25 protein-coding genes are annotated in these 24,865 nt (G+C 46.7%); 12 read left to right on the forward strand and 13 right to left on the reverse strand.

The window, feature by feature from the left end:
• The first annotated feature begins 166 nt into the window (after positions 1–166).
• On the forward strand, positions 167–610 hold the full coding sequence (locus JMA39_RS20190; protein ID WP_237732947.1) for an acyl-CoA thioesterase: 444 nt from the start codon (positions 167–169) through the stop codon (positions 608–610).
• 11 nt (positions 611–621) lie between these two features.
• Here the strand turns inward: JMA39_RS20190 and JMA39_RS20195 are convergent, their stop codons facing one another.
• The 3 genes from JMA39_RS20195 to JMA39_RS20205 are packed head-to-tail and all read right to left on the reverse strand — an operon-like array spanning position 622 to position 2,071.
• On the reverse strand, positions 622–1,293 hold the full coding sequence (locus JMA39_RS20195) for a hypothetical protein (protein ID WP_202723692.1): 672 nt from the start codon (positions 1,291–1,293) through the stop codon (positions 622–624).
• Positions 1,294–1,325: 32 nt separating this feature from the next.
• Positions 1,326–1,592: a GNAT family N-acetyltransferase gene (locus JMA39_RS20200; protein ID WP_202723693.1), complete on the reverse strand. Its 267-nt coding sequence runs from the start codon at positions 1,590–1,592 to the stop codon at positions 1,326–1,328.
• A gap of 50 nt (positions 1,593–1,642) precedes the next feature.
• Positions 1,643–2,071 (reverse strand): acyl-CoA thioesterase, encoded by a 429-nt coding sequence (locus JMA39_RS20205; protein ID WP_202723694.1) that lies wholly within the window; start codon positions 2,069–2,071, stop codon positions 1,643–1,645.
• A gap of 106 nt (positions 2,072–2,177) precedes the next feature.
• Between JMA39_RS20205 and JMA39_RS20210 the strand changes: the two genes are divergently transcribed.
• Positions 2,178–2,924, forward strand: coding sequence for a DUF4344 domain-containing metallopeptidase (locus JMA39_RS20210; protein ID WP_202723695.1), 747 nt, complete (start codon positions 2,178–2,180; stop codon positions 2,922–2,924).
• 46 nt (positions 2,925–2,970) lie between these two features.
• Here the strand turns inward: JMA39_RS20210 and mtnC are convergent, their stop codons facing one another.
• The gene (mtnC, locus tag JMA39_RS20215) at positions 2,971–3,648 is read right to left on the reverse strand and encodes an acireductone synthase (RefSeq protein WP_202723696.1); all 678 of its coding nucleotides are present in this window, start codon (positions 3,646–3,648) and stop codon (positions 2,971–2,973) included.
• A gap of 252 nt (positions 3,649–3,900) precedes the next feature.
• Between mtnC and JMA39_RS20220 the strand changes: the two genes are divergently transcribed.
• Positions 3,901–4,707: a tetratricopeptide repeat protein gene (locus tag JMA39_RS20220; RefSeq protein WP_237732948.1), complete on the forward strand. Its 807-nt coding sequence runs from the start codon at positions 3,901–3,903 to the stop codon at positions 4,705–4,707.
• A gap of 35 nt (positions 4,708–4,742) precedes the next feature.
• Positions 4,743–5,906: an alpha/beta hydrolase-fold protein gene (locus tag JMA39_RS20225; RefSeq protein WP_202723697.1), complete on the forward strand. Its 1,164-nt coding sequence runs from the start codon at positions 4,743–4,745 to the stop codon at positions 5,904–5,906.
• A gap of 105 nt (positions 5,907–6,011) precedes the next feature.
• Here the strand turns inward: JMA39_RS20225 and JMA39_RS20230 are convergent, their stop codons facing one another.
• From JMA39_RS20230 to hutI, 3 genes are all read right to left on the reverse strand, one after another.
• The gene (locus tag JMA39_RS20230) at positions 6,012–7,061 is read right to left on the reverse strand and encodes a murein transglycosylase domain-containing protein (protein WP_202723698.1); all 1,050 of its coding nucleotides are present in this window, start codon (positions 7,059–7,061) and stop codon (positions 6,012–6,014) included.
• 174 nt (positions 7,062–7,235) lie between these two features.
• Positions 7,236–7,430 (reverse strand): hypothetical protein, encoded by a 195-nt coding sequence (locus JMA39_RS20235; protein WP_202723735.1) that lies wholly within the window; start codon positions 7,428–7,430, stop codon positions 7,236–7,238.
• Positions 7,431–8,115: 685 nt separating this feature from the next.
• Positions 8,116–9,342, reverse strand: coding sequence for an imidazolonepropionase (gene hutI / locus JMA39_RS20240; protein ID WP_202723699.1), 1,227 nt, complete (start codon positions 9,340–9,342; stop codon positions 8,116–8,118).
• Between the two features lie 163 nt (positions 9,343–9,505).
• Here hutI and hutC point away from each other — a divergent pair, with 163 nt between their 5' ends.
• The 3 genes from hutC to hutH all read left to right on the forward strand — a co-directional run bounded on the left by hutC (position 9,506) and on the right by hutH (position 13,603).
• On the forward strand, positions 9,506–10,210 hold the full coding sequence (gene hutC / locus JMA39_RS20245) for a histidine utilization repressor (RefSeq protein ID WP_202723700.1): 705 nt from the start codon (positions 9,506–9,508) through the stop codon (positions 10,208–10,210).
• A 155-nt stretch (positions 10,211–10,365) separates the two neighbouring features.
• The gene (gene hutU / locus JMA39_RS20250; RefSeq protein ID WP_202723701.1) at positions 10,366–12,030 is read left to right on the forward strand and encodes a urocanate hydratase; all 1,665 of its coding nucleotides are present in this window, start codon (positions 10,366–10,368) and stop codon (positions 12,028–12,030) included.
• A 40-nt stretch (positions 12,031–12,070) separates the two neighbouring features.
• A complete protein-coding gene (hutH, locus tag JMA39_RS20255; protein WP_202723702.1) occupies positions 12,071–13,603 on the forward strand; it encodes a histidine ammonia-lyase in 1,533 nt (510 codons plus the stop codon).
• 84 nt (positions 13,604–13,687) lie between these two features.
• Here the strand turns inward: hutH and JMA39_RS20260 are convergent, their stop codons facing one another.
• Positions 13,688–14,338, reverse strand: coding sequence for a DUF3157 family protein (locus JMA39_RS20260; RefSeq protein WP_202723703.1), 651 nt, complete (start codon positions 14,336–14,338; stop codon positions 13,688–13,690).
• 226 nt (positions 14,339–14,564) lie between these two features.
• Complete coding sequence (locus JMA39_RS20265; protein WP_202723704.1) at positions 14,565–15,101, reverse strand: TonB-dependent receptor; 537 nt, start codon at positions 15,099–15,101, stop codon at positions 14,565–14,567.
• A 194-nt stretch (positions 15,102–15,295) separates the two neighbouring features.
• On the opposite strand from JMA39_RS20265, the gene JMA39_RS20270 reads away from it, so the two are divergent.
• Positions 15,296–16,549, forward strand: a complete 1,254-nt coding sequence (locus JMA39_RS20270; RefSeq protein WP_202723705.1) for a mechanosensitive ion channel family protein — start codon at positions 15,296–15,298, stop codon at positions 16,547–16,549.
• A 143-nt stretch (positions 16,550–16,692) separates the two neighbouring features.
• Here JMA39_RS20270 and JMA39_RS20275 read toward each other — a convergent pair whose 3' ends face one another.
• Together JMA39_RS20275 and JMA39_RS20280 are read right to left on the reverse strand one after the other, a co-directional pair.
• The gene (locus JMA39_RS20275) at positions 16,693–17,319 is read right to left on the reverse strand and encodes a LysE family translocator (protein WP_202723706.1); all 627 of its coding nucleotides are present in this window, start codon (positions 17,317–17,319) and stop codon (positions 16,693–16,695) included.
• A gap of 112 nt (positions 17,320–17,431) precedes the next feature.
• Entirely contained in the window at positions 17,432–17,983 is a 552-nt protein-coding gene (locus JMA39_RS20280) for a lysophospholipid acyltransferase family protein (RefSeq protein ID WP_202723707.1), read from the reverse strand.
• A 141-nt stretch (positions 17,984–18,124) separates the two neighbouring features.
• On the opposite strand from JMA39_RS20280, the gene JMA39_RS20285 reads away from it, so the two are divergent.
• Positions 18,125–18,547 carry a YybH family protein gene (locus JMA39_RS20285; protein ID WP_202723708.1) on the forward strand — a complete coding sequence of 141 codons (423 nt, stop codon included), beginning with the start codon at positions 18,125–18,127 and terminating at the stop codon, positions 18,545–18,547.
• A gap of 230 nt (positions 18,548–18,777) precedes the next feature.
• On the opposite strand, the gene JMA39_RS20290 is transcribed toward JMA39_RS20285, so the two are convergent.
• Together JMA39_RS20290 and JMA39_RS20295 are read right to left on the reverse strand one after the other, a co-directional pair.
• Entirely contained in the window at positions 18,778–19,548 is a 771-nt protein-coding gene (locus JMA39_RS20290; protein WP_202723734.1) for an NRDE family protein, read from the reverse strand.
• Positions 19,549–19,634: 86 nt separating this feature from the next.
• The gene (locus JMA39_RS20295) at positions 19,635–21,263 is read right to left on the reverse strand and encodes a metal transporter (RefSeq protein ID WP_202723709.1); all 1,629 of its coding nucleotides are present in this window, start codon (positions 21,261–21,263) and stop codon (positions 19,635–19,637) included.
• A 217-nt stretch (positions 21,264–21,480) separates the two neighbouring features.
• On the opposite strand from JMA39_RS20295, the gene JMA39_RS20300 reads away from it, so the two are divergent.
• The 3 genes from JMA39_RS20300 (at position 21,481) to JMA39_RS20310 (ending at position 24,865) form a co-directional block, all read left to right on the forward strand.
• Entirely contained in the window at positions 21,481–22,077 is a 597-nt protein-coding gene (locus JMA39_RS20300) for a YhgN family NAAT transporter (RefSeq protein WP_202723710.1), read from the forward strand.
• 176 nt (positions 22,078–22,253) lie between these two features.
• Positions 22,254–24,419 carry an MGH1-like glycoside hydrolase domain-containing protein gene (locus JMA39_RS20305; RefSeq protein ID WP_202723711.1) on the forward strand — a complete coding sequence of 722 codons (2,166 nt, stop codon included), beginning with the start codon at positions 22,254–22,256 and terminating at the stop codon, positions 24,417–24,419.
• Between the two features lie 143 nt (positions 24,420–24,562).
• On the forward strand, positions 24,563–24,865 hold the full coding sequence (locus JMA39_RS20310; protein WP_202723712.1) for a hypothetical protein: 303 nt from the start codon (positions 24,563–24,565) through the stop codon (positions 24,863–24,865).

Raw genomic sequence — 24,865 nt, forward strand, 5'->3', positions numbered from 1 at the left:
TTATTGACATTTCCACCCTCCATGGCGGTCAGAACATTTATGCCAACACCCATGGACGGAAAGTGTTGGTATTTATATCCGGAATGTGAGGATTCCACTGCTAAACCTAGCATTTAACCTTTTGCTCTTCTAAGCCTGAGATTTATCGGTAGAATGAGTTCTGCAAATGAGCACCCACTCTAAGAACAATAATAGGAATCCTACTGTGCAAGAGACTGCATTTAGCTTAACCCTACAGCCAAGGTTTTGTGAGACCGATGCCTTAGGGCATATCAATAACACTGTGATACCAGTGTGGTTCGAGGCTGCCCGTGAGCCGATTTTCAAGATTTTTAATCCGACACAGGATCTCTCTAAGTGGAACCTAATTGTGGCGGGCTTCACCATAGCCTTTAATGCGCCAACCTACTTTGCCAGCGATATCACGGTAAAGACTTGGGTGAGTCGTATAGGTAACAGTAGTTTTGAGCTGACTCAAAGCTGCTGGCAGAACGGCAAGAAGACTGCCGAAGCACAAACTACTATGGTGCATTACGATTACACTACTGAAAAGAGCCAGCCGTTGAGCGATAGCATTCGAGAGCGGTTAGCGCTGCTGACGGGTGAATAGCAACAAAACCTCTACTCCATCTCTATGATGATAAAACTGCAGTTGAGAGGGGAAAACTTCGCCTTTTCGATTGGTGTAAATAATTGTGCGGGGCTAACGCCTCGCCAAGTTCTTCTCGTTATATTGCTGCTGATATAGCTTTGCTCTCCTTGAGATAAATTAATCTTGAGGCGTGATCCATCAAGTACCCAAACACCAACATAGCTATCTAGCCGATCTGACTCTGTGTGGGTTGGTTCATGCTCTAATGTAACTTGGCCATTAGGATTAAAAGCGAGCAGCGCATCACCATAAATACAGTCATCACTTCTAAGCCAACTCGGAGGCTGTAGATTTGTTTGGCCAGTGCGTAAGTAGATGCCGATGTTGTCTATGCTATAGAAGTGCTTTCCTTCAGCAAACTTGTAAGTTTGTGGATCCGAAAAGCCAAGCAGTTCTAATGTGCTAACAACTTGCTCTATATCCGCTTGATTTTCTTGGGCTGGATTGGCCGCAACAGTGGCATTGGTAAACTCGTTAGGGATAGGTAAATTGGTTTGAGTTACCCGCCAACCTTGCTCATTGAGTTGTTTCGTTAACGCTTCAATTTTGACTTGGCTAACCCCTTGAGTCGTTAAAAAGGCTTGCTGTTGAGCGCAGGCACTTAATAAACAGAAGCATAAAAATATTGTTATGCGATACATGACGGCATTCCAAACAGCTTTTGGCGGGAAAATTAGGCTTTGCTTAAAAACTTCTGCACATACCAACAGCTAGCTTCAATCTCAAACCCCTCAGCCTTGGCCCATTTAAGCCCATGGCGAACCAGTTTTTCAGCTAACCCTTTTCCACGAAGCTGAGGCGGCACATAGGTGTTATTGAAGTTACAGTGGTGAGAATTAGGACTGTCACCATCATATATTTCGTAAGCGAGTACCGCTTGAGCACCTTCAATGTTAATAACGAAGCGGCTCTCGTCGCTTAAATGAATCACTTCAGTCATTGTGATGCTCCTTCATTTTCGTTCTATTATTGCTGTTTATTGCACTCTGTTTATGCTTGTTGGTATGTTTTTAATGCATCGATCAGTGTTGGTGTGAGCTTAGCTTTTTTCCCGGTTTTAAAGTTAAACATCACCACCAGTGATGAGCCTAAGGTGGTGACTGCCTGCTGACTCTGACTATAAACGCTGTAGTGCATCATAAACCGGTCATCTTTAATATCATTGATGCTAACGCCAACAGTTAAGGTGTCGGGAAAGGTAACCGGGCGCTTATAGCGCGCTTGGTTTTCACTGATCACAGGGCCAACGGCTGTAGTTTGTAGTTCGTCGAGCAAGTTTATTTGGTTAAAAAAATCGATTCGAGCGGTTTCAAAATAGCGGAAGTAAACCACATTGTTGACATGTTGCAGGGCATCCATCTCGCCCCAAGCCACGACTATTTGGGTGTTAATTGGATATTGCTCGAGAAACTTGTCCATAATGATCTCTAGTTGAGTAATGTGATTATTTAAATGTTCGTTTAACTTTTAGCCAGCATAACAGCATGTTTATCAGGCAACAAGGTGAGAGAGGAAGTCGAGAAATATGCAAAGAATAGTCAAATTGCTAATAGCAGGCTTGATGTTATGTATTGGGCAAGCAGCCCAAGCCACAACGGTAAATCAGTTTGTTGAAGCCCAAACCCGCCAAGAGTTGCTCGCTTATCGGTTAATTAAAAATATTGAGCCGCAGTTGCAGCAACTGTATCAGGCTTTGCCTATGCAACATAAATTAACCGTGGTTTATGGCGCACAAGACGGTCCCTTGTTTGATCCTGAGTTAATGCAAATTCAAATCCCTTATAACTTTGTGACAGAAGTACTTAATCGCTTTACCACAGATGAATATCAACAAACTGGAGTCAGTCCAAAAGTCGCCACTCAAGATGCGCTTTTGCATACCTTAGGCCATGAATATGGCCACGCTTATATTTATGCCAATGAGGTGATAGTGCTGGGACGAGAAGAGGATGCGGTAGATACCTTAGCGACATTGTTACTTATTAATGCTTTTGAGCAAGGTGCAGAGATTGCGTTAAGTGCAGCCGATCTGTTTGCTCTTGAAGACGAAGAGATTGATGAACTGGTTGAAGATGACTTTAGTGACGAACATAGCTTAGACGCCCAGCGCTATTACGCTACCGTGTGCTTAATTTATGGTAGTGATCCTAAGAAATATGCCGAGTTGCTATCTCGTTCTGTAGTGGAGTCTGATAGAGGTCAATTTTGTGAGGAGGAGTATCAGCGTCAAAGTGAGAATTGGCAGAGGTTAGAGCGTCGATATGGTAAATAACAAAAAAGGCATTCAAAAGAATGCCTTTAGTTAAGTCCGCAGCAGCTTAAATGCTTAACTCTGCAAAGCTACTGATGGTTTTAAAGTCGCCTGTACGCTGGCTATCATCACGAACCATCTGCACTACATTTAAGCCTGCTTCATTGGCAGCCTTTAGCTCTTCTAGCACATCAGAGACAAACAGAATCTGCTTAGGGCTTAGGCTGATGGTGTTGACGATATTGCAGTAAGCTTGCTTGAAACGCTTGTTACCAGTGCGAGTGTCAAAGTGGCCATTAAACTTATCGTTGAGATCGCCCGCATCACTGTGGCTAAACAATAGCTTTTGCGCTTCAACAGAGCCTGAAGAGAAGCTATAAACACGTAAACCTTGCTGCTTGTAGCCATCTAGCGCTTCAATAAAGTCAGGGAAGATATGGCCCTTAAATTCGCCATTGGCATAGCCCTGTTTCCAGATCAAACCTTGGATGGTTTTCAGAGGCGTGGCTTTGCGGTCTTCTTTAATCCACTGCAGCAAAATTTCAGTGACACGAGCAAGATCAGCATCAGGTTCAAGTGCAATATCTTGCACATCGCAAATGCAGTTTTCTACAAGTACATTATTTTGATTTTCTTCAAGAAAAGCGGGTAAGGCCTTAGCTGAATAAGGAAAAAGTACATCTTCAATAAAGTTAAGGTCAGTAGTCGTACCGGCTGTATCTACAACAATGGCTCTGATACCCATAATATTTGGTCACTCCGCAATGTACATTGTACCAATCACACTGATTAAACTTGATTGGTTACTCTAATTAGTCGAGATCTGTTATTGCTCAGATCCTAAGCTGAATTACCTGCTTTGGCTAGTGTAATTATTATTTGGTTTCGAATAGGCAGTGTTATTTATCTACTTGCGAAGATGTGCTGTGATATTTGACTTAAAATTGGTTGGATATAATACTTATTTTCATCTGAAAAATTCAAAGGAAGGAGTTTTATGATGCGACACGGAAATATGTTTTACCTTTGTTTATTCATGACTGCATTTGCTTTTAATATCAATTATGCCGTCGCTAAAACGAAGGTTAGCGCAGTCCCTGTCTTTGTTGAACCATGCCAAGCGGTTGAATGTGAAAGAAATTTTAAAGAGTACAAAACATTGAGTCGCTACGGGCATTCAGATGCTATGTATACACTCGCTGAAATGTACCGTATTGGTTATGGTATTGATGTGGACAGGCGTTTAGCCACTAAATGGTATCGACGAGCTGCGAAATATGACAATCCTTTTGCAGAATACAAAGCTGCGATTATCTATTTACAAGAGGGGAAGTATCAGCATGTTGATAAGGCTATGCGTTATCTACGTGATGCTAATCGCTCCAACCTAAATGAGGCTACGCATCTTCTCGGTTTGCTGCATTGGGAGGGAGAGCTTATACCTAGGGATCTCGAAAAAGCTAAAGCCTACCTAATGAAGTCATACGAAGCTGGGCACCCAGATACTGTACAGCTATTGTCAGATCTGAGCACTGTTAAATTAGATATAGAATTAAATAGTGAGGTAAATGATAGCTCTGCTGGTCTTGTTTCACCCAAAGGTGAGATGGAAGTTATCGAGGTGCATGCTCCAGATCTACAAGAGGTATTTAGCTATCATATTGCTTTAATGAGAAAGACGCCCCCTGATGCAAGTCGTGCTACAGGCACTCTGCTGCGCGGCAGAACATGCGGTGAAATGGTTTCGTGTTATACAGAAACTGACAAAGAGCGAATCAGAGATTTCTTAATGTCAACTTGGTAAGTGATTTTATAAATGACAATATGGATATATAAAAAATGGTTAAAGGGATGCTTTTCCGTTGTTTAATTTTTCTAGTAGGCTGGAGTATTGCGTCGCTTTCAGCTGCAAATGAACAAGGTTTCGAGATTGAAACACTAACGGTTAACTCCGACATGACAGTTCCCGCTGAGTTTAAGGTGACACTGCCTGCCAGCTATGGAAAAAAGCCGAATAAACAATATGTGGTGTTATTCGATTTTCATCCAAGAAGTCATGCTCTGTTGGCTGGAATGCAGGATTGGATGAGCCATAACGGCGATTGGCCCTGGTTAGAGACTATTATTGTGACTGCGCCAGATGGCCATCAAGGTTTAGGAGAGCTAAAAACCTTAGCCATTGAAGAGCAAGGTAACCAACAGCTCCTCGACTATTTTGAGCAAGATCTGCTGCCAGCTATCGACAAGCAATACCGCACCAATGGCTTTCGCATCTTAAATGGCTTTACTGGTAATGCAGGGCTTGGGCTTTATACCCTAATCAATCGCCCCAGTCTGTTTAATGCCTACTTTGTGGCAAGCCCTGTGCTGAGTAAAGACTTTGCCTATGTCATTAAGGATGCGCCGAAAAAGCTCGCCGCCATGCGGGGAAAACCACGATTCTTGTTTATGAGTACCAGTGATAGCGGTTTTGAGCAGCGCCAACTTGACGCATTTTCACAGATGGAAGCCATCATAAAAAATAGCGCTAATGAGGCACTGGATTACCGGGTCAAACGCTTTGACGGCAGTTACTATATGACTCAACCCGTACTCGCCACGGCTCATGCCATTGAGGCCTTGTTCGATGATTACCACCGAGTGTTAGCCGCAGATTCAGAGATTTCTAAGCAAGGCCCACAGGCAATTGTGGCGCACTATCAGTTTTTATCTGAGCAGAAATATGGCTTTAAAGTGCCTGCTACCAGTTCGTTGATTAAGTTAGGTGATGCGCATCTTGAGGCTGACCCAAGCAAGGCGATTGCAGTATATAAAGTGGCTATTAGCGACGATCCACAAGCGTATATCGCCTATGACGCGGTTGCAGATGCTTACGCTAAAATGGGGGAAATTGAGCTAGCGATAAAATACCAAGCCTTAGCATTGGATATTACCGATCATCCTTTTTATCAAAATAAGTACACAAACAAGTTGGCCAAATATAAGGAGCAGAGCAAGCTTTAAATGATTCGCTCTGGGACAGATAAAAACGATAGCCTATTGGCTATCGTTTTTTATGGTTAAAGGTGGACCGAGTATCATCAGTAGGGAGTTATTTTCATTACTGAATTAAAGATACTTTTTCTGTCTACTACTGACTTTCTTTAAGTAGTTACGTGTTTCTTGGCGGTTATGGCGATTAGTCAAAAACCAATAAAATTCGCTGACGGTCATCTTGTTTATCCGTGCCAGCGCCTTAGTGCGATTGCCACGAGGATCTAGGCTCTTCCACAGGTTACCCGCGCCGCCGTTGTAACTGGAGATAACCGCGTACTCACGTTTCTTTGGGTGCTTAATCCCTGCAAGGTAGCGGCTTGAGAGGATCTTTAGATAGCCGGTACCCACTTCGATATTCTTAGCGGGATCATAGAGGTAAGCCGATGATGGCGTATGTTTATAGCCTTGAAGTAAGCTGAAATAGTCACGGCCTGCGGTATTGGCTTTAATTTGCATTAAACCAAGTGCATTGGAGCGCGAACGTGCCAGTGGGTTAAATGAGCTTTCAGTCTCGATTATCGCCATAATTAAATCTGTGCTAACTCCGTGTTTGCGGCTAGCACTGCGGGCATAGTTAATATACTTATTACCGGCAATTTGGGTATGCTCTTTCACCATATGAATCGCGACTTGAAAGCGAGAGTTAACTCGCTTGCTGCGGTTAACTAAGTAATCGGCATAGCGCGATGCACGCCACTCAAACTCAATCGCCTTGCCCTCTCTATCGAGCACTTGCCCCCAGAAAAATGGCTTCTTCTTTTTGCTGATCAAACCAAAGTCTTCAGCAGTTTGCGCGTCGATAACGGTTGGATCAATTTGGGTTAATAATACTTGCACCACAGCCTCTTTAAGCTGCGCTTTAGTACGGGTTTCCACCAAGATCAAACCCCGTTTAAAGTCGACGTAGGTCGAGGCTTGCTCGGTATCTTTATACACCAACACCGATGGCACAATTGGCCTTGAGTAAGAGTCTTGCCCTTGATATTCCAGTAGCAATGCCGCGACATCGGCATCGTAGCTGCTCAAGTCTAATTTGCTACTGTTAGCGGCTGCGTGATTCGCTATGGCGATAGCGGTTACGCCGCAGAATAGTATGAGTAGCTGGGATAAGTATTTAGACATTTATCAGAGGGTTAGTTTCTTTGTGGTGATTATACAATGGTAATTGTTATCTGCCTCATAGTGAGGTTTGATTTTTCAAACTTTGGCTGTTTTTTGTGTCATGTGGATTTCAATTTTTTAAATCGATCAAACTTCGTTTGATAAAAATTTATGGGCTATACGCCACCCCTGGCTTTATAAGCGATCAAGCTGCGCTTGATAAAGGTCGTGAGCTTCCAGCTCACACTCGGCCAAAAGGGGATCAACAGCAATCCCCTCTTGGATCACCCTTGCCGCCCCGACGAAGTTACATGCATTAGATACGGGCCTCATGCTCCAATAAAAATCGCCTAACGGCCCAGATGGGACATCTGATGTGAATGGATTCACAAATGCCGCGATAGCATGGATGCTAATGAGCGGTCATGCCTCCGCTGAGCCTGAACCATCATCCATGATGGTTCTACGGCATTTTTATCTACGCACTTCGGCAACTCCGATGGGGAACTGGTGTTTCCTGTGACTTCTGAGTGAGTGTTAGTTTTATTCTCGTTCTTCTTTCGGTAAACGCATAACTTCAAGGGTGGTGTTTTTCAAACCAAGTGTAGATGCGGCTTAGGCCTTTGATGGCATGGATGCCATCGTAGAGCTTACATGGATGTACTTGCAGCGCGCCTAAGAAGCGTCTGCACATACGCCGACCGCAGGTAATTAGCTGCATCAGATCCAGAAAGCCATAATAGAGGTGATTAGATACACAAAGTAGAAACAGTTAAGCTGCCTTGCTTTCTGGGACGTACTTGCAACGATATCCATATCTAATGGCCAGTTCAGCATCCATGCTTCTCGTTCGTAGCTCAAAGCTTCGCTTTACTCACCGTGCCTAAGAAGCGTCTGCACATGCGCCGACCGTAGGTCATTAGCTGCACCCGATGCAGAAAGTCACACCTGAGGTAATTCGCAACGCAGCAGGTCAAGGCTACACACCATAAAGGCTGAAGCCACCATAGCCAAATGATGACACCTTAAACACCCTAAAAACGATGAACATGCCTCATCGCTCAGGCATCACACTCTACTGGTGTACGAGGTTGCCATTCTTAACCACATCCACACACGCCCCCACGCCATAGGTGTAAGCTAATTCCGCTGGGGTGCTGATATTCCACAGACAGAAATCGGCGGTCATGCCGACCTCTAACACACCCACATGATCATCAATGCCTAACGCCTTGGCAGCATTACGCGTCATGCCCGCTAATGCTTCTTCTGGGGTTAGGCGCAGCAGAGTACAAGCCATGTTGAGCATCAATAGGCTTGAGCAAAGCGGTGATGAGCCGGGGTTATAGTCGCTGGCGACCACCATAGGCACCTTGTATTTACGTAATAGGTCGATTGGTGGGTGCTGGGTTTCACGTAAAAAGTAAAATGCACCAGGGAGCAAGGTTGCGCAGGTGCCGCTTTCGCTCAGGGCTTTGACGCCGTCTTCATCTAGGTATTCGATGTGATCCACCGACTTTGCCCCAAGCTTCGCTGCCATGGCGGAGCCGCCCATGTTAGATAATTGCTCGGCGTGCAGCTTGATGTCGAGTCCAGCATCGATAGCGGCGGTTAGTACTCGCTCTGTTTGCTCTAGGTTGAAGGCGATGTTCTCGCAAAACACATCCACGGCATCGGCAAGGTTTTCTGCAATAACGCGGGGTAGCATCTCGTTGATCACTAGGTCCACATAGGCATCGCTATCATTTTTATATTCAGGCGGTATCGCATGGGCGCCTAAGAAGGTGGTTTTAACGTCCACATGGTGATGCTTACCTAGCTCGCGGGCAACCCGCAAAATTTTCAGCTCGGTTTCGATATCGAGACCGTAACCCGATTTTATCTCTACCGTGGTCACGCCCTCTTTGGCTAGCGCGTTTAGGCGCTGGCGGCCAAGCTCAAACAGCTCGGCTTCATCGGCTTCGCGGCAGGCGTTAACGGTGGAGATAATGCCGCCACCACTGCGGGCGATCTCTTCATAACTGGCCCCCTTTAGACGCAGTTCAAACTCATTGGCACGGTTGCCTGCAAATACTAAATGAGTGTGGGCATCAATTAAGCCTGGTGTGATCCAGCCACCTTTGCCTTTGTAGATTGGTGTGGCGAAGACATCAAACTCTGGCAGTTCGCTACGTTTGCCTATCCAGGCAATTTTGCCATCTTGCACGGCCAGTGCTGCATCGGTGATTGCGCCGTAAGGCTCTGAAATATTCGGCGACATTGTAGCGATATTGATATCTATCCAGACTTGATCCCACGACATGATGCAGTTCTCTTTTTTGGTTGTTTTTGCAGTGGTTGAATACTAGCACTAAAAATAATTTGTGAGCCAGCTTGTATTTACTTGTATATACAAGCTAGGATTGTAGCCGAGTTTTTAAGCATGTAAATAGTTGTTCGCAAGTTTAGCTGCAGTGGGAAGGTTAATGGCAACGCCAAAGTTTGAAGAGATTAAGCAATATATTTTAGCGCAAATTGAGTCTGGTGAATGGGCTGAAGACAGTCGTGTGCCATCTGAAAATCAATTAGCCGAGTTGTTTAATTGTAGCCGCATGACGGCACGTCGCGCCGTAACTGAGTTAACCGAATCGGGTGTGCTGGAGCGTTCACAAGGCTTAGGAACCTTCGTTGCAGGTCTTAAGAGTCAGTCTTCGATGATGGCGATCCGCAATATTGCCGATGAGATAAAAGACCGTGGCCATGGCTACAGTGTGCAACAAGTATTGCTCACAACAACTAAGGCAACGGGTGCCATTGCCATTGCTCTGGGTCTTGAAGAGGGGAGCCAAGTGTATCAGTCAATATTGGTACATTGTGAGCAGGGCACACCGCTGCAGTTAGAGGAACGTTTCGTAAATCCTAAGCTAGTGCCTGACTATTTAGCCCAAGATTTTACCCAGCAGACGCCTCACGAGTACCTGTCGATGGTGGCGCCGCTGACAGAAGCGAAACACACCATCGAGGCCAAAATGGCCGATGTTGCTCAGTTGGCGTTATTAGATATTGCCGCCACAGAGCCCTGTTTACAGATCACCCGCCGTACTTGGTCACGCCAAGGTGTGGTGAGTTTTGCACGCTTAGTGCACCCGGGAAGTCGATTTAGATTAGGGGGTCATCTGACTTTTAGTTAACGCCTGTGGCGAGCTAGGCCATTTGTTAACTAAATCAGTTGCTCGCTGTCAGTTGCTCACAGCTCCACAAGTAACAAGGCTCTACGAAAATAAAAAAGACAGTAAAAATAAGCTGATAAGAAAAACACAAAAACAAATTGAACGAGGTAGTACCGATGGATAAGAGACACGATCCAAGCCGTCGCATTATAGCGCCGACAGGAACAAAGCTAAGTTGTAAGAGCTGGCTGACCGAAGCACCGATGCGTATGTTGATGAATAACCTGCATCCTGATGTTGCCGAGCGTCCTGAAGACCTAGTGGTTTACGGTGGTATCGGCCGTGCAGCCCGTGACTGGGAATGCTACGACAAAATCGTTGAAGTATTGCAACGCCTTGAAGATGACGAAACGCTATTAGTGCAGTCGGGTAAGCCGGTTGGCGTATTTAAAACTCACAACAATGCTCCACGCGTCATCATCGCTAACTCAAACCTAGTGCCACATTGGGCTAACTGGGAACACTTTAACGAGTTAGATAAGAAAGGCTTGGCCATGTACGGCCAGATGACGGCTGGTTCTTGGATCTACATCGGCTCGCAAGGTATCGTTCAAGGTACTTACGAGACTTTCGTTGCTATGGCTAAAAAGCACTTCAATGGTTCATCTGCAGGTAAGTGGATCTTGACTGGCGGCTTAGGTGGCATGGGCGGCGCGCAGCCTCTTGCTGGCACCATGGCGGGTTATTCTGTGCTGACGTGTGAAGTGGACGAGACCCGTATCGATTTCCGTCTCCGTACTCGTTATGTCGACAAGAAAGCCACAAGCTTAGATGAAGCCTTAGCGATGATCGATGAAGCCAACAACAGCGGTAAGCCTGTATCGGTTGGTCTACTTGCTAACGCTGCCGATGTATTTGCCGAGCTAGTCGAGCGTGGTATTACCCCTGATGTGGTGACCGACCAAACCTCTGCTCATGATCCGTTAAACGGCTACCTGCCACAGGGCTGGACACTAGAATATGCTGCCGAGATGCGTAAAAAAGACGAGGCGGCAGTCGTTAAGGCGGCTAAGCAGTCGATGGCTGTACAAGTTAAGGCGATGCTAGCACTGCAAGCTGCAGGCGCGGCAACGACCGATTACGGTAATAATATCCGTCAGATGGCATTCGAAGAGGGGGTTGAAAACGCATTCGACTTCCCAGGTTTCGTGCCAGCCTATGTACGCCCGCTATTCTGTGAGGGTATTGGTCCATTCCGCTGGGCTGCGCTTTCAGGCGACCCAGAAGACATCTACAAGACAGATGCCAAAGTAAAAGAGCTTATTCCTGATAACCCACATCTGCACAACTGGCTGGATATGGCGCGTGAGCGTATCGCCTTCCAAGGTCTGCCATCACGCATCTGTTGGGTAGGGTTAAAAGACCGTGCCCGTCTAGCATTAGCCTTTAACGAGATGGTTAAAAATGGCGAGCTATCAGCACCAGTAGTAATTGGTCGCGACCACTTAGACTCAGGCTCTGTTGCCAGCCCTAACCGCGAAACTGAATCTATGCTCGACGGCTCTGACGCGGTATCGGATTGGCCGCTGATGAATGCACTATTGAATACCGCAAGTGGCGCAACTTGGGTGTCGCTACACCACGGTGGTGGTGTGGGTATGGGCTTTAGCCAACACTCAGGTGTGGTGATTGTGGCCGATGGCACCGATGACGCTGCAGCGCGCTTAGGCCGCGTACTGTGGAATGACCCTGCAACAGGCGTGATGCGTCACGCTGACGCGGGCTACGATATCGCTAAAAATTGTGCAAAAGAGCAGGGTCTAGACCTGCCAATGCTATAAGCCGCTCGTGTAGAGCAGTATAAGAATAAGAGGCATTAACATGAGTCATTTAGTATTAACTCCGGGTACCTTAACCCTAGCGCAAATCCGCGAGATCAGCCGTGGCAAGGTGACATTAGAGCTGGCCGAAAGCGCCATCGCCGATATCAACACCAGCGCAGGTTTAGTGCAGCAGGTATTGGATGAAGGCCGCACGGTTTACGGCATCAACACGGGTTTTGGCCTACTGGCAAACACTAAGATTGCCGCCGATGATCTGCAGCTACTACAGCGCTCGATTGTACTGTCCCACGCTGCGGGTACCGGCCAATATATGCAAGACGCCACAGTGCGCTTGATGATGGTATTGAAGATCAACTCCCTAAGCCGTGGTTTCTCGGGCATTCGTTTAGAGGTGATAAACTTCCTTATTGCACTGGTTAACGCGGGTGTTTACCCATGTGTACCAGAGAAAGGTTCGGTAGGCGCATCGGGCGACTTAGCGCCGCTATCGCACATGTGTTTGCCACTGCTTGGCGAAGGTGAGATGAGCTACCAAGGCCAGTTGATCACCGCAGCAGAAGGCCTTGAAATTGCCGGTCTTAAGCCAATTGAGTTAGCTGCGAAAGAGGGCTTAGCCCTGCTTAACGGTACTCAGGCATCGACGGCATTGGCGTTGGAAGGTCTGTTTAACGCTGAAGATCTATTTGCGGCAAGCTCGGTAATCGGCGCCATGAGTGTTGAGGCGGCAATGGGCAGTCGTAGCCCGTTTGATCCACGCATTCACGCGGCTCGCGGCCAGAAAGGGCAAATTGATTCGGCGGCGGTGTTCCGTCATCTGCTCGGTGATGAGTCTGAGATCAGCCTAGATCACGTTAACTGTGAAAAGGTGCAGGACCCATACTCGCTACGTTGTCAGCCTCAGGTGCTAGGCGCATGTTTAACCCAAATTCGTCATGCCGCAGAAGTGCTAGGCACAGAAGCTAACGGCGTAACTGACAATCCACTGGTGTTCCAAGATACTGGCGATATCATCTCGGGCGGTAACTTCCACGCCGAGCCTGTAGCTATGGCGGCTGATAACTTAGCGATTGCCATCGCCGAACTAGGTTCTATTGCTGAGCGTCGTATTGCTCTGCTTATCGACTCGAACTTGTCTAAGTTACCTCCATTCTTAGTGGAAAACGGCGGCGTGAACTCAGGCTTTATGATTGCTCAGGTAACTGCGGCGGCTCTGGCGTCTGAGAACAAGACCTACGCGCACCCAGCATCGGTAGACAGCTTACCGACATCGGCAAACCAAGAAGACCATGTATCAATGGCGACCTTTGCGGCACGCCGTCTGCGTGACATGTCTGAAAACACTCGTGGTGTGTTGGCGGTTGAGCTATTAGCTGCGGCACAGGGCCTAGATTTCCGTGCGCCACTGCAGCCTAGTAAGGCTGTGGCACAGGCGAAGGGCGAGCTACGTGAGCTGGTGGCCTACTATGATAAGGACCGTTTCTTCGGCCCAGATATCGAAGCGGCAACAGACTTACTGCTAACGGCGAGTTATAACGTTTACCTACCTACAGGTATTTTGCCAAGCCTATAAGTTATATGAAATTAGCTTGTTGCATAAAAGGGCCTAAGGGCCCTTTTTTAACGCAATCTTTTGCGGGATTGGTGCGAGATTAGATTACATTCTTGAGTCCATCTCACCCATTTTTAAGCTCATTAACTGTTTAGTCCACTGAGCCTTGTCGATACCTTCTATCCAGAATATGCGGCTATCGCGAGTCTGGCCCTTACGCAGATAGGTGTCAGGCATTCTAAATATCGCCTGCCAGACTTTCACTGTCTCTTTGTTTATTAGCGCTCCAGAGTCGGCAAAAAGGCTGATCTCTAGCTCAATCATCACATAGTGCTCGGGACTGTTGCTGTTAAGCTCGAAAGTGAGTCCTAGGCGGCCATCCTCGTCCCACTGACTGTTAAGCAAGCTGACTTTCACGCCACCTTTAGCCGTCGATTTTAGTAGTGCCGATTGGGCGATAGCATTGGAGGTCAGCGTTTCTGTGGTTGCAGCCGCAGGAGTCGGGGTTACCTCTACTGTGGTTGGAGCGTTACTTTCAGCTACAACCACTGCGCCGACCGTTGCCGGTAGCGTGACAGGTACAGCAGTATCTGGTTTTGTTTGGCTCTCAAGGATCACATATTCCCAGGTGAAGTCATCGTTGAGTTTAACGGTGGCACCATTTTCTAGAGTGACCCGTGCCACTTCTTCGGCAAGGGCTGGAACAGAAAATATCAATAACGCGATTGAGGCGTAGGTTCGCAGGGCTTTATACATGGCAATTAACCTATTTAAGTTGATTGCCCTAGCATAGACAAAGTATGGCTGGATTCATACTGGCAGGAGTAAATATGTGATCTTTCGAGTCTGGAATTTACTGACTTTACAATGGCTTTACTACCTAGGTGGCTGCTGTTCTAGTTTGACGAAATTGTAGCTCGAGCATGCTGCATCTAGCATTAGGAATACATGATGCAGCTTATAACATTTTCAACATCTAGAGCTACATAGAGTAACCAATGCTAAATACTGCGGATTCTGTCGCCGAGTTATAGCCAGCGCCTAGCATGAGGTGTTTACCGATAACGTAACGTAGGCCAATCTCCGCTCCCCAAGTGGTATCTTTTTCAGTTTCCCAAACGGGCTCTGCACCGACAACATAAGGCACGATATTGGTGGTCGATGAATATTCAGTGCTGTAAGCGGTTGCACCGCCGTAGAGGCTTAGATCCGCGGTTAGGGTGTAGCTTAGACCAAAGCGCCATAGGGTGTCGCGAGTATAAGCTTCGCCTGGTGGCTCAACATAAACGTCCTCTTTCTTGCTCTGGGCATAGCCTATGTAATAGCCCCAGTCGGCGTAGTCGCGATCATAATGCCGGGGAGCTAATGTAATGCCGTACATATCTTCTGCGGCAGGAATATAGTCTACAGTTATAGCCATCACAGGGGCGGGCTTAGTGTCGGGTTCTAGACTGAAGTCATTTGCCATGGCGCTGTGACAACTAAGTGCAATTAGGCTGGCTATCAAGTATCGAATCATCGTTCCCTCAATTAAATGGCTTGCAGATGGTGATAGATTGTTCTAAATCTTTGGTTTACAGTCAACCCGCAGTGCTAAAATGGCTGATACAAAAGAGGTTTGTGGTATTTATGTATAAACCTGTGGTTTGTTATGTTGTAACTGTTTTAATTCGTTGAGTGCTCCCTTGAGCGCGAAAATATTGGAGAATAGCTTTGGATCAGGAATTACGCGCTGCGATTGCTCAGTGGTTAACGAATATTGGTATCGACACTCAGCCATCTGATGGTGTTTCGATTACGATTATGCTGTTTGCATGTTTTGTGGTGGCATTTATCGGATACTTCTTCGTAAAACGTGGTGTCGTGACCACGATGAATCTGGTGATCCTGCGCTCTAAAGCTCATTGGGATGACATTTTCATGCGTCATCAAGTATTGGAGAAGATGGCCGTACTTGTCCCCGTTATTATCTTGAATATTCTGTTACCGTTAGCCTTGTATGATCACACTGTTCTTAGCAGCCTGACGGATCGACTCCTAGATGTCACTATCGTTGTTTTATTTATCCGTACTATTTACAGCGCCTTAGACGCAGCGAATGAGATTGCTGATTATAACTTAGTCAGTCGAAGGTTGCCGATCAAGAGCTTTGTACAGCTGGCTAAACTCTTCATGTTCTTTGTGGCCATCATCATCTCTATTTCAGTTTTGGCAGATCAATCACCGGTCTATTTTCTAAGTGGTTTAGGTGTTGCGACCGGTTTAGTCATGTTGGTATTTAGAGATACTATCTTAGGCTTCGTTGCGGGTATTCAGCTGGCGGCTAATCGCATGGTGAGTCCTGGAGACTGGATCGAGATGGACAACTTCGGCGCAAATGGTACCGTCGAAGAGGTATCGTTAACCACAGTTAAGGTGCGTAATTTCGACCAAACCCTGACCATGCTTCCTGCCTATTCTTTAACTTCTGGCTCCTTTAGAAACTGGCGAGGCATGTCAGAATCTGGTGGTCGTAGAATTAAGCGTGCGCTGCAGATCGATATTCAATCGGTCCGCTTTTTAACTGAAGATGATATGCGCAGTTTGAGTAAAATTAATCATCTTAAGGGCTATTTCTCTGCAAAATCGGCGGAGATCATTACATATAACGCCCAAGTTGAAGATGCCGATATGTATGTGAATAGCCGCCATCTCACCAACCTAGGTACCTTCAGAGCCTATGTTCAGGAGTACCTGCAGCAGCACGATAAGCTCCGTAAAGATATGACCTTAATGGTACGCCAGCTTGCGCCTACAGAGTTGGGCGTGCCGCTTGAGCTTTATATCTTCACTAACGATACTCGCTGGGAGTTCTACGAAGGGATCCAAGCCGATATCTTCGACCATCTGTTTGCCATATTGCCGGAGTTTGACCTAAGGGTATTCCAGGGCCCAACAGGAGCGGATGTGCGCAGCTTGAAGCATTAGCACAGAGTCGGTTAGACAGCAAAAAGCCAGCTTAAAAGCTGGCTTTTTTTCAGGCTTGAATCACCTATTTCAGTAGCGGGTTATCATCAATTAGGCTTTGCCTGCTCAGAAAGTCGTTATTTGAAATTTTTACTTATTGAAAACTAGTTTTCACGGCTGACTAATATAGCCGCCAGCGCCACAAATACTCCACCACTGGTTCTATCGAACCAATGTAGTTTATTGCTTGATTTCAATGTTGGTGCGAGCACATTGGCCATGCTGGCGTAGATCATCACGAAGCTGAAATCTACCACTGCCCAAGTTGCAGCCAAGATAGCCAACTGCGGAGCTTGTGGTGCACTGATGTCGATAAACTGAGGGAACAGGGCGGCAAAAAAGAGCAGATCTTTGGGGTTGCTGATCCCGACGAGAAAGGCTTGTTTGAATAGCTGCTTTGGTGTGCCTTTACCTTCTGTGGTTTTTAGCTCTAGCCCTTTACCATCGCCTTTGGTGAGCAGTAACTTAATACCTAGAAACAACAGATAAGCCGCGCCACACCACTTTAATACCGTAAAGCCATACTCTGTGGCACTTAGCAGTGCGCCTAAGCCCGCGGCAGAGGCCATCATCAGCAGTAGTGCCGACGTTACACTGCCAAATGCCGTTGCTACACTACGGCTCTTACCATAGTGAATGCCGTGCCCCATAGACAGTACAGCCATGGTGCCGGGAGAGACGGCAATCAACAAGATGGCGAGTAGATAGAGTAACCAGGTATCGAAGCTCATAGATTTTATACAATTTTGAATGTCTGGCAGCACTATAGCCGCCAGACATTATTTAGGCAATTAACTCTGAAATAAAGTCAGCAATCACCTGACATGGAAAGCTTAACCATAGCTACGGGATAAAGTCAGGAATCACTTTAGGGTGACGACCCTCAATTGAACGATAAAAGTCGATGATCTCATTCATCTCCAGTCGGATGTCACCTGTGGGGAGTTTCCCTTCGGCAATCACAATAGTTTTTTTACCGAAATCGAGGCCTACGGTGATGATCGGCACCTGAGCTTTATTGGCGATATGATAAAAGCCAGTTTTCCAGCGGGATACCGGGCTACGGGTCCCCTCTGGTGCTAGGGCTAGGCAGAAAGTCGGGTCGGCTTTAAATAGCTCGGCCACGGCATCGACAAGGTTATTACTCTTACGTCTATCGACTGGGGTTCCGCCAATGGCTTTGAAAAACCAGCCCCAAGGTGGAATGAACAGCTGATGTTTGCCTAAAAAGTTTACTTTCGCACCAAGAGCACCACGGGCGATAACGCCAATGATGAAGTCCCAGTTACTGGTATGGGGAGCAACAATAGCAATGAATTGTTTATCTTTTGGCAGCTCGCCGGATATTTTCCAGCCGATGAGTTTTAGCAGCCCTTTCCAAAATAGTTGAAACATATAACGAAAACCTTCCGGCCTTTCCAATTAGTATTGATGTTTTCTGCGGCTTTAGCCAACCGTTAGCTAGGATTGGTGACAAGACGTCAGTGAGATAATTGAGTTATAGTACACCTAATAAAGCCCGATCGGAGAGTGGCAATGTTTAAAAAAGGAATTAGTGTCTTATTGTTGTGCATGGCATTTAACGTTAATGCTGTACCAACCGATGATATTGCTAATATTTTGGCCGAGCAGCAAGCGGCATGGAATCGCGGTGACTTAGATGCTTATATGCAGGGCTATTGGAATGATGAAAAGATGCGTTTCGTTTCCAATGGTAAATTTAGCTACGGTTGGGAAAAGACTTTAGCAGCCTATAAGAAACATTACCCCGATAAAGCGACCCTAGGCACGCTTACTTTCACAATTAAAGATATCAAGATGCTCAGTAACTATGCTGCGGTTGTTGTCGGTCGTTGGTCACTGGAGCGGTCTAAAGATAACCCTAATGGTGTGTTCACATTATTGGTCGAGAAAATCGATGATCGTTGGGTGATCACTCACGACCATACCTCGGATTAGCGAGAGTATTTATCTATATGGGGCGTTAAGCTCTGCTGTCTTTGCAATATAAACGCCCTTGATAAAGACAGAGATAAACTGACATTAGTTAATCTATGGCTAATGTTGATTGGCACAAAGGAGAAAAGTATGGTTTTTCTAATTCCTGTAGCACTGCTGGTTGTCGGCTCACTTTATCTTATCAAGCACGCTCACAAGTAACAGCTAAAGTAACCATTACGTGGCTTTATCTATTCATTGGTCACGATGGTAAACTCATCGCGGCCTAGGTTTCGTCCTTTGCCGTCATACCTCACTTCGGTGAAGTGTACCTTGCCCTGTTTATCCTTCAAGATGATGCTTGTTGAGCGAGTGCCATACTCTTGATGTTGAATGTAGATCGAAGACAGGTGCCGCTCCCACTCTAAACTGACCCCCGTCTGGGGTAGCCCCTCATCCGGTGCCTGGGTGTTATCAGTCATGATGCTGAGTAGAGCGTCAACATCGGGACGCGTATTACCAGCAATGTGTTGCTCTATCGCTAATGTTCCGCGGGCCATCTTGGGCCAGATATCATCGAGTGCGCCATTGCTGATGGAGTGAAATCCAGGGTTGAGTTGGGTGAGTGTCTGACTACGGCTATTAAAACACTGCAGCTGCTTTTCGTCGCCAAAGAGCAGATTAAAGGGGTTGTAGAAACGGCTATGGAGCTGTAACCAATCATAATTGATAGCATCGTCTTCTAAGGCTTTTAATACCAGCTCCCCACGACTTCTCATATCATTTTGATTGAGCTCTGGTGCGCGGATATTGGTTAGCCCGGCTATCTTGCCCTGTTGATTCACTCCTAGCCAGGTGCCACCGGCTTCTAGGTCTTTTCCGGCTAACAGTTTGTTTGAGTTACTTGAGGTTGGCCAGAAATGGGCGGCCTCTGTAGGGCGATGATGAAACTCATCGCGATTGGCACAGATGATTAACGGGAATAGTGGGTGAGTCTGCAACGCGACAAATAGGATGCACATAAACATAGCTCAAATCTAAGTCATGGATACAGGTTAATGCCCATGACTTAGAAAAGCTAGTGAGAGTCGACTAGATGAAGCGGCCGTTAATGGTGGTGCTTGTGATCATGCCCATGCTGGTGTTTATGACTCTGTTTAGCCTCATGGCTATGTTCAGGAGTATGTTTAGTCTCATGGCTGTGCTCATCATTATGGGAGTGTTGGTGATGATGAGCTTTCGGCTTAAGCAGCATGAGTCGACTTAAGAACTTTCGTGGTCCAAGGCGAAGTAAGCTGCTAGCGAATAAGATAGCCACAATCACTAGGCAGAAACTGTTTAGTGTTGCAGGCAGATGAACCATGGCTTGCCACTTTGGATGCAGCAACTCAATTGCACCAAGTAATGCAATGAGTAGTGCAAATAGACTGGTTCTTTGGCTCCAATTCATCATTTTTAGCTGGGCAAAGTTAAATATCGGGGCGGCGATTAATGGCAAGATCACCGCCGTGGTTGTCCAGCCACTGTAAGCTAGGGATAACGACAACACTGCAGCGCCGAGATTACAAAAACGCATCGGTAGGAATACTAGCAACAACACGATGACCTGTACTAGCGAGCTTGAAAGCGGCACAGCAGGGTGACCAATCAGATTAGCTAACACTAGACTCAGCAAGATCCACGGTGCACTGCGGTCAACTAGATGAGCAAAGCCAAAGCGCCAAGGTGAATCGGGTAGCTGGTCGTGGGGATCGGTAGGCTCAACATTGCAGCGGGTCAGCTGCCAACCAATAATTGCGACAGAGACCGCTTGGATCAGGGCGAACATAGGACCAAGCAGCAAGCCGGTAATGATGATTGCCTCTGGCCCAAGCAATCGCTGTAACCAAAGTTTACTCAACTGGTTATTGTGGGGTGTGAGTCCATAGTAGAAACGCAGGCTCGCTACGGCATAACTTAGTAGTAAAACGGGCGCAATAGTCAGCATCCAGTCCAGCAGGTGCTCGGTTGAGTGGCTATGGCTGTGGTGATGGTTGTGGCCGCCAGAGTCCATCATCAGCAATAAAAATAGCAGGGCAATACCGAGTAAACTACCGATCCCAGCTTGGTATTCGTACTTGCCCTGTTTGTCGGCCACCGGCGTACCATGGGGTTGATGTAACACTACATGTAGAATAGAGCCTGTGACAAATGCTTGTAAGTAAACGGTATTCTCAAGGGTTAGATGAGATATTAGCTGCTCTCCGGCAAAGTAACCCACAGAGGTTAATAGCATCATGGCTACTAGAACCGCCATCGCCCAGCGTCCGCCAACTTGTGGCTTAAGCAGCCACCAGATAGCCACGCCGACAGGTAATCGATGCAGGATGATCCCCAGTGCAAGCAAAGGGGAGTTGCCGTCTTGCTGGGCTAAGATCATCGCTCCACCATCTGTGATGGTGTGCAGTAGCAATCCGCCAATACCTAAGATTAAGGTGAGGTTGTGGGTGACTTCGGAGTAGCGGTGGAATAGCCGCTCACTCAGGGTCGGCCCCCATATGCCGATAATCACAAATATAATCGCGAGAAACCCGCCATGCTCCAATAGCTCTGGAAGAATATGAACCAACACTAAGCCACCCAGAGACACGAATATAAATCCGTCTAGGCCTTTTTGTAACCCAGTGCCTGTCGAAAAAAACCGATAAAACAGTGGGCCTAATAATAGTGCGATGCAGCTAGCTAATAGATACAGCATGGAGTTCCAATTTAAACCGCGAGAGCGAAAAAAGCGCCATAGTATACCAGCCTTGTAAGTAATTAGCAGAGTGCTGTGTTGAATTTACATTGATACTCAGTTACCGCTATATGCACACTTGTTGTGAACTAATCTGGTATTTATTGACGTCAATTTGTTAATTTATCGGTTAAGCTAATAGAATAGTATTTTTTACGGCAAATAGAAGCATTTATCTATGGATACTTTTTCTGCGGCAGTCATGTTGTTCCTCATTATGGACCCTCTAGGTAACTTGCCTATATTTGCGTCGATATTGCGGCATATTGAGCCGAAGAAGCGCCGTCGTGTGCTGATCCGTGAGCTGCTGTTTGCTCTAGTGATCATGATGCTATTCTTGTTTGCGGGTGAGGCAATTCTTAACTTCCTTAATTTGCGTACCGAGTCGGTGAGTATTGCTGGCGGTATTATCCTGTTCTTGATTGCGATTCGGATGATCTTCCCTCAGCCAGGTGGCGTGGTTGGTCTCGCAGCGGGTGAAGAGCCATTTATCGTGCCGATGGCAATTCCCCTTATGGCTGGTCCTTCGGTGTTAGCCGCGCTAATTTTGCTGGCTCATACCGATAATGATCGCATGTTTGATTGGACCATAGCGCTTGTGTCAGCTTGGGGAGTGAGTGCGGTGATCCTGCTCTTCTATAAGGTTTTCACTAAGGTATTGGGTGAGAAGGGGTTAACCGCAGTTGAACGTTTGATGGGGATGGTGCTGGTGATGATTTCGGTGCAGATGTTCCTCGATGGGGTCGCCAATTACATCAGCCACACAGGACTGTAGATTCGTTTATCAAGGCTTATCTCTTGGTGGGCTTATTGTTAATTCAAGCGTTTCGTTATCCATAGTCGATAATTGTCGTTGCCGTTTCTGGATAGTGAACTAAAGTTAAACTCGCTTGCAGATTAAATTTTAGCCTGCAATACTTAGGATATAATATTCAAAAATAACAATAACTCATGCTAACTTGTCTCCTACTGTGCGCCGCTAGCCTCTCTTCGCTCGATTCTGCCGATTATCAAAACCTACTGCCTTACCAAGGCACGCCAACCACAATGGAAAAACGTGATAGTAAGGGCAATCTCGCTATTGGATCAGTATATGTTGACCAAGGTGCTTGGCATGGATTTCACCTACCCGATAATGCCGATTACTATGGCGGTTTTACCGGCCCTCTGTTTATCGCTCAAGAATACAGTTTGCATCTGAGCGATAGCTTGCAACGCTTGCAGCTGATCGACACCGATAAAGACGAATTTGTCGCGTTAGATAGTGCCAGTCGAATCGAGATCTATAGTCGTCCCGATGCCCTAGTGCAGACGTTCCGCTGGTCCGATTTTCAGCTGAACTTGACCCTGAGCTATAGTGATAACCGTACGGCGGTGATTCATACTGAGCTGATTAACCTCTCCCCGAAAGCACAAACCTGGCAGCTGGTATGGCATGGCGCTCCTTTTGACTCACTCCCTTCACAGCCCGATTATCGCCTTATAAAACAGGCTGAAGTAAGTGCTAACCATGTTAGTTGGCAGCTCAACCCAGTAATGGAAACTTGGCGAATTCAGCTGGCCGATGCTGAGTATGAACTGTGGTTCGATACCGATATGAAGATCACCCTCAATGAGCAATCAAGTTATCACGCCTTTGCCGAACCACTGACTCTGGAGGCGGGACAACAGCATACCTTTGTATCGGCGCAGCGATATTTCCATACTCAGGCCGAACGTAGCGCGCATCAGGCACCTGACTGGAACAAGATAGCGCGTCAGCTCAATGATAATCGCGCTAAGTGGCAATCGAGATTAGATAGAGTGATAACGGGAGGTGATAAAAGTGCTCGCCAACTCGCCGTTAAGAGCATGATGACTCTCTTGCACAATTGGCGTAGTCCGGCGGGGGCGTTGCAGCATGATGCAATTACCCCTTCGATTACCTATAAGTGGTTTAACGGTGTGTGGGCCTGGGATAGTTGGAAGCAAGCGGTCGCCTTAGCTCGATTCGATCCTGAATTAGCTAAATCCAATGTACTGGCTATGTTCGATTACCAATTTACGGCACAAGATCCACTGCGACCACAAGATGCGGGTAATCTTCCTGATGCGATTTTCTACAATAAAAATACCGATCGAGGTGGTGAAGGAGGGAACTGGAATGAGCGCAACGGTAAACCCCCTTTGGCTGCCTGGGCCGTATGGCAGATCTATCTGCAGGATAAAGATACCGAATTTCTTAAGACTATGTATCCCAAGTTGGTCGATTACCATCAGTGGTGGTATCGCAACCGTGACAACAACGATAATGGTTTAGCCGAGTATGGTGCCAACCTGCACCCGATGCACCTTAATGAAGATGGTTCGGTTAACCTTGAGGCGGTGATCGAAGCGGCTGCGTGGGAATCGGGTATGGATAATGCACCTAGGTTCGATGTGGATGCTGGCATAGATGTGTGGCAAAACCACCAAGGAGGGCAACTTGTGGGTTACTCAGTATCACAAGAGTCGGTCGATCTAAACGCCTACCTCTATGCAGAGAAACGTTTCCTACAGCAGATGGCCGAAGCACTAGCTGATGCGAGTGCTGTGCAAAAGTGGGATGTGGAGGCCTCTCGGCTTGCTAAGCAGATCCAGATGCAGATGTATGATCCTGAGTCGGGCTTTTTCTATGATATTCGCTATACCTCTACGGGGAGTGAGTTGATGCTTGAACAGGGTAAAGGTGTAGAAGGCTGGATCCCACTTTGGGCTGGAGCGGCGAGTGAGGCTCAAGCAAAAATCATGGTAGGTCGTCACCTAAACGCTGAGCAATTTGGTACTCTAATTCCCTTTCCAACGGTGAGCGCCGATAGTCCGAATTTTGCTGCTGCAAAATATTGGCGTGGCCCAGTGTGGTTAGATCAGGCGTTATTCGGACTGCAGGGGCTCGATCATTACGGTTATCATGATAAGGCCCAGAGTTTAGCTCAGCAGTTGGTGGTTCAGGGGGAGGGAATATTGGGACAAAGTCCGATCCGCGAGAATTATAACCCTTTAACTGGGGAGGGATTGCACTGTACCAACTTTAGCTGGTCTGCTTCTGTGCTATTACTTATATATCAGTCATGGCTAGCCGAGTTGAACGATAATTAATCATAGTTATTTGACTGTTAATGCTATGAAAATTAGTTGATATGTCGGTAGATTTAAAAAGGGCCACCTAAATATATTAATTTTGCTGTTAATGTATTGCTGTTGTTGTTACTGTTTTGTGATTCAACAGTGTTGGGTGGCCTATGAAAGTTTCTCTCCTAGTATCGATTTTCCTTAGTTTTGTGTTTGTGTCGGCTTGCAATAGTCGCTCTCAAGAAATTGAGCAGCAGTCTATTATCAGCGATAACCACAATGATGTTCCTCGTAAGCACCTTATATGCAGTTCAACGCCCCCGATCCAAGATTTGACTAAGCTTAAGGCTAGCCTTAAAGAGCGAGGACTCATCACCGAGCAGATGACTGAAGCGGAAGCTGAGCAGATTGTTGTTGATTATATCCGTCAGCGTCAGAAGGCATTCCAAGACTGTAAGAAAGGAGGTCAGTAG

Source organism: Shewanella schlegeliana (genome assembly GCF_016765635.1).
GTDB lineage: Bacteria > Pseudomonadota > Gammaproteobacteria > Enterobacterales > Shewanellaceae > Shewanella > Shewanella schlegeliana.